Origin of the sequence: Microcoleus sp. PH2017_24_DOB_U_A (assembly GCF_020738205.1) — a bacterium.
Classification (GTDB): Bacteria; Cyanobacteriota; Cyanobacteriia; order Cyanobacteriales; family Microcoleaceae; genus Microcoleus.
The window spans coordinates 1,676-5,951 of the sequence record NZ_JAEQCT010000192.1; the positions used below are offsets into that span (position 1 = coordinate 1,676).

General features: G+C 44.3%; 3 protein-coding genes and 1 pseudogene. 1 reads left to right on the plus strand and 3 read right to left on the minus strand.

What is annotated here, in order from left to right:
* Positions 1-105: 105 nt before the first annotated feature.
* The gene (locus tag JGK07_RS32770) at positions 106-885 is read right to left on the minus strand and encodes a photosystem II S4 domain protein (protein WP_293187081.1); all 780 of its coding nucleotides are present in this window, start codon (positions 883-885) and stop codon (positions 106-108) included.
* A gap of 282 nt (positions 886-1,167) precedes the next feature.
* A complete protein-coding gene (locus tag JGK07_RS32775) occupies positions 1,168-2,301 on the minus strand; it encodes a class I SAM-dependent methyltransferase (RefSeq protein ID WP_293187080.1) in 1,134 nt (377 codons plus the stop codon).
* 474 nt (positions 2,302-2,775) lie between these two features.
* Between JGK07_RS32775 and JGK07_RS32780 the strand changes: the two genes are divergently transcribed.
* Complete coding sequence (locus JGK07_RS32780) at positions 2,776-3,819, plus strand: adenylate/guanylate cyclase domain-containing protein (protein WP_293199335.1); 1,044 nt, start codon at positions 2,776-2,778, stop codon at positions 3,817-3,819.
* A 180-nt stretch (positions 3,820-3,999) separates the two neighbouring features.
* Here the strand turns inward: JGK07_RS32780 and JGK07_RS32785 are convergent.
* Positions 4,000-4,160 (minus strand): annotated as a pseudogene (locus JGK07_RS32785) (ISKra4 family transposase); the annotation flags it as partial.
* Positions 4,161-4,276 lie beyond the last annotated feature (116 nt).

Here is a 4,276-nt window from a genome sequence, read left to right on the forward strand (position 1 = left end):
AACTCAACGATGTGGGCAGAAACCGGGTTTTTCTCGAAATAATTCGTTGTCACCTTAAATATCGTAAAAAACCCGGTTTCTTTTAACTCAACGATGTGGTCAAAATTACAGATATCGAGTTAACTGCACTCGATAGCGTTCTTTTTTAGTAATCATAACTTCCCCAATTTCCAATCTTCCCTTACCAGTAACAGCGATTAAATCTCCCGACTTAACGTTATAACTAGCTTGGGTGATGTCCTTCCAATTAACTCGCACGTCCCCTCTGTCAATAAAATCAACCATTTTGCTGCGAGACATGGCAAATCCCGCAGAAGCAACAGCATCCAATCTCATCGATGCTTCAACGGTTGTCATTTCTTTCTTTTTCGGTTCTCTAATTTTTAGTTCGCTCAACTCAATGCGCCGAGTTTTTACCGGAACCGATCGCACTTGCTGCAAACTCATCTCCAAATACTCTACCATCTCCGGCATGACAATCGCCTGCGCGCCCCGTTCCCCCAAGACAATCACATCCCCGGTTTTTTCGCGGACAATCCCCGTACCCAGCATTGCGCCTAAGAAGTCGCGGTGACTGGCGGTGTCAAACAGGAAATTGCCGGCTATCTCCACCGCAGCAATGCTAACACTCCCAGAGTCGATCGGGATTTCCGATCGGGCGATCGCAATTCTCTGCCTTTCACCCTGGGGATAGCCACCCCAAGCCACTAATTCCACATCAGTTAAGCGCTTAAATACCGTCAGAGTGTCCGCCAACTCCGGCGGCGACAGAAAATCAGTCAGAGTAACTTCCCAAGTTTTAATTGCTTGTTCAGCTTGGTCTAATGCCCGCGCCACACATTCGCGGTTTTCGATGCCTTTTAACAGTTCTTCTTTTTGTAACATCAGTCAATTTTAGATTCTAATTTGAAATTGCCAAACGTTGGTGTAGCAACTAAAAAGTCTACTTCTTTAGCAGTCCCACTACTTTCATTATAGTCTAAAATTGTCAAATAATACCAATTATTAAAAATTGTTGCTACGTTTAATAACCGTAGCAACAATTAGCTGTTATTGCCTTAACTCCCCGCCGGGCAGGGCAGTGCCGTTTCCCTACAGGTGAGATTTTCTCATTAACGGATTACGGGTGTTGAAAAACCCGGTTGATGCATCCAGGAATGTCAGCAATTAGGAATGAACCATTAAATATTGACCGTTGCCGTTATATTCACCATCGCAACTGGCGAAATTAGCAACAAACCAAATCAAGTAAAACCGCCAGATTCTGCGGAATTTGGCATAATCGATGCCGTAGTCTAAATCTTTGACTGTCGCCTGAGAGTCATCAAAGTTTTTCAGCCAGTTAGCAAAGGTTGTAGAGTAATTGTAACCGTTGAGATACCATTGTTTGATGGTTTTGAGGTCTTTGTTGTGGCTGGGAACGGCATCGTATTTCCAGTAACGACCGTGGGGGAAAATGTATTTGTGGGTGAAAACACTGGAGATGTTGTTAGGGGTGCGAACGGTGATGATGTGAATGAAAGCGCGGCCGTTATCTTTGAGGAAAGAGGAGAGCTTTTGAAAAGCTTTGGTTAAATTACCGACATGACAAAAAACTCCGATCGAGAGAATTTTGTCAAATTTGGTATCGAATTGGGCGTCGTTCAAATCGCCTTCAAATAAGGTAAATCGACCTGAACTGAGGTAGCTGTCGGGATCTTGCATCCTGTGACGCATATATTCGCATTGATGGTGGCTGAGATTAATGCCAGTAAACTGGACATTGGGGAATTTGGAAAGAATGTAATTGGGAACGCAGCCCCAACCGCAGCCAAAGTCTAAAATGCGATCGCCATCCTGAATCTCTAGTTTCTCAATTACATCATCAATCATCTGAATTTGAGATTGTTCGAGGTTGGCTGCTCCTTTTTCCCACAATCCCATGCTGTATTTGGGATAAATCAGTTTGCTCTCGCCTAACATGGGATTCAGCATGGCTTGAGGTAAGTCGTACTGAAGTTTCATTAAATCTCGCGGGCCTTCCGCGGTGTGTTCTGTTTCTTTGAGTACCCATTCGTAGGGTGCGAGCAGAGAGGGAAAATACTTAAAAAAGACGGGCATACAGGTATCAAAAAGACCTCGCAATACAGAATCCGGTACTTCTAAGCCGTTGATATAAGACTCTGCTACTGCCATTTGCACCGCGTTAACCGCACTGACTGCGACGCGGGTTGCTCGATAGGCGATCGGACTTTTGAGATGGATATTTCCCACCAGCGGGATGTGCTGTTCGATGTTTTGTAGGGCTGTTGATGAACTCATGGTTATACGGGTTTTAAAGATGCTGCTATTCTATCTCAAGCAAATTGGCTGCTCCTTAGGGAACAAAAAAGCTCAAACTCTTATCAAGTAAGGTTTGGAAGAAAAAAGCCTGCAAAACTCTCAAAATATCTGGCGGTTCCAGGGAATTTAATAACGGATTTAAAGGGTTTTGAGCTATCATAAATTTATTAAGAATTATGTCAGTTAATTTGAGCTTTGAGCTTTGAGCTTTGAGCTTGATTCCAAAGGCTTTACTTGGCATATAATTGAGGTGTTTTCATTGTGCGATCGCGATTTTAATGCTGAGTGAGTTTGGCGGTTGAGGTGACGGCACGAGAAGCTAATGTCGATCGCGACTTATACTGAATCAATCAGGGAATGCAGAAAAGATGTCGAAAAACCGGGTTTGCATACAGAGTCACTGCAATAACAGATGTCCGCTCATGCCTCGCTACTTAGTTAGAAACGCCACATATGCCACAGATTCACTATCTGCCGGACGATCGCGCGATCGAGATAGACGACGACGATATAATTCTGGAAGCTTCCCTGCGTGCCGGCATTCCCCACACCCACGCCTGTGGTGGTAGTGCGCGGTGTTCGACTTGTCGTGTCTTGATAGTCGAAGGTTTGGAATTTTGCTCGCCCCGCAATTCAGCGGAAGATGAGCTCGCGAACAAACTGCGCCTAGAGCCGGAAATTAGGCTGGCTTGTCAGACACAGGTGGCGGGCGGGAAGGTGATTTTGCGGAGATTGGCGATCGATTCTGAAGACTTAGAAACCTTTAACGACGAAATCGCCGGAAACTTGATTTCTGCACCTGTGGGTCAAGAAAAGAAAATTGCAATTTTGTTTGCCGATATTCGAGGGTTTACCGCCTTTGCAGAATCGCTATTACCCTACGATGTAATTTATCTTTTAAATCGCTATTTCCAAAAAATGGGTTATGTAATCAACCGCAACGGCGGGATGATCAATAATTATATGGGCGACGGTTTTATGGCGCTGTTTGGGTTGGAAAATTCAGAGAAGGCGGCCGAACAAGCGGTGAGGGCTGGGGTGGAAATGCTGGAGGAATTGGACAAACTCAATCCGTATTTTGAGACTTTATACAGTCACAGGTTGCGGATTGGGATTGGGATTCACTGCGGTTTGGCGGTTGTGGGGAATCTGGGGGCCAAGAAAAATCAGACAGTAACGGCGATCGGGGATGCGGTAAATTTTGCCAGCCGGATTGAAGCTGCGAACAAGCAAGTGGGAACAAGTTTGCTGATTTCCGAGGAAACTTATGAGGAAATCAAGGATTTGGCGATCGTCAACCAGTGCGTATCAGTTAAAATCCCGGGAAAGAGCGGCGAATATCCGCTTTACGAAGTTGTCGGAATGCCACCGCTCCCGGTGGAAATCGAGGAGATTTTCGAGGTTGAGAAAAGTTCTTTTTTGCAGGGGTTTTTCAAGAATTTAATGGGTTTATTGGCTGCGCTGCGGAATTGGATTCGGAAAATATTTGGATCGTGAAACTTAGATTAATCTGAGCATATAATTATTGTGATACTAAAGCATTCAACGGTATGGCAACATTATTCGTAGGGTGCGAATACATCGACAATCCTTAAAGAAAAATCTGGTACATCTGTGTTTATCAAATATGTGTGTAGGGGCGAAGCATGACGGGAGCATCCCGGTTTTGCAAAAGCCTCAAATAGCCAAGAGGTCGTTGAGGTAAGCACAACGAAGTTTTAGCATCTTGTTATGACATTTTTTTTCAACCATTGAGCTCCAGAAATTTTCAACCTTCTATCTATTTGTTTGACAGCCGATTCCACCGCTCCCGAGCCTATGGAACAAATCTTATCTGATGATAATTGCTCATAGTTAGGGCTTGCTGAAAAAGTCAGAAAACAGCATTTAGAAAGATAAGTGAATTCGAGATCGCCTCGGCAATATAAGTTTTGTCAATTTTTTTCTGCCGAAA

What these genes read in the sequence shown, in the direction of transcription:
- JGK07_RS32770 (WP_293187081.1), bottom strand. Translation starts at nt 885, where the DNA reads ATGTTACAAAAAGAAGAACTGTTAAAAGGCATCGAAAACCGCGAATGT.
- JGK07_RS32775 (WP_293187080.1), bottom strand. Translation starts at nt 2,301, where the DNA reads ATGAGTTCATCAACAGCCCTACAAAACATCGAACAGCACATCCCGCTG.
- JGK07_RS32780 (WP_293199335.1), top strand. Translation starts at nt 2,776, where the DNA reads ATGCCACAGATTCACTATCTGCCGGACGATCGCGCGATCGAGATAGAC.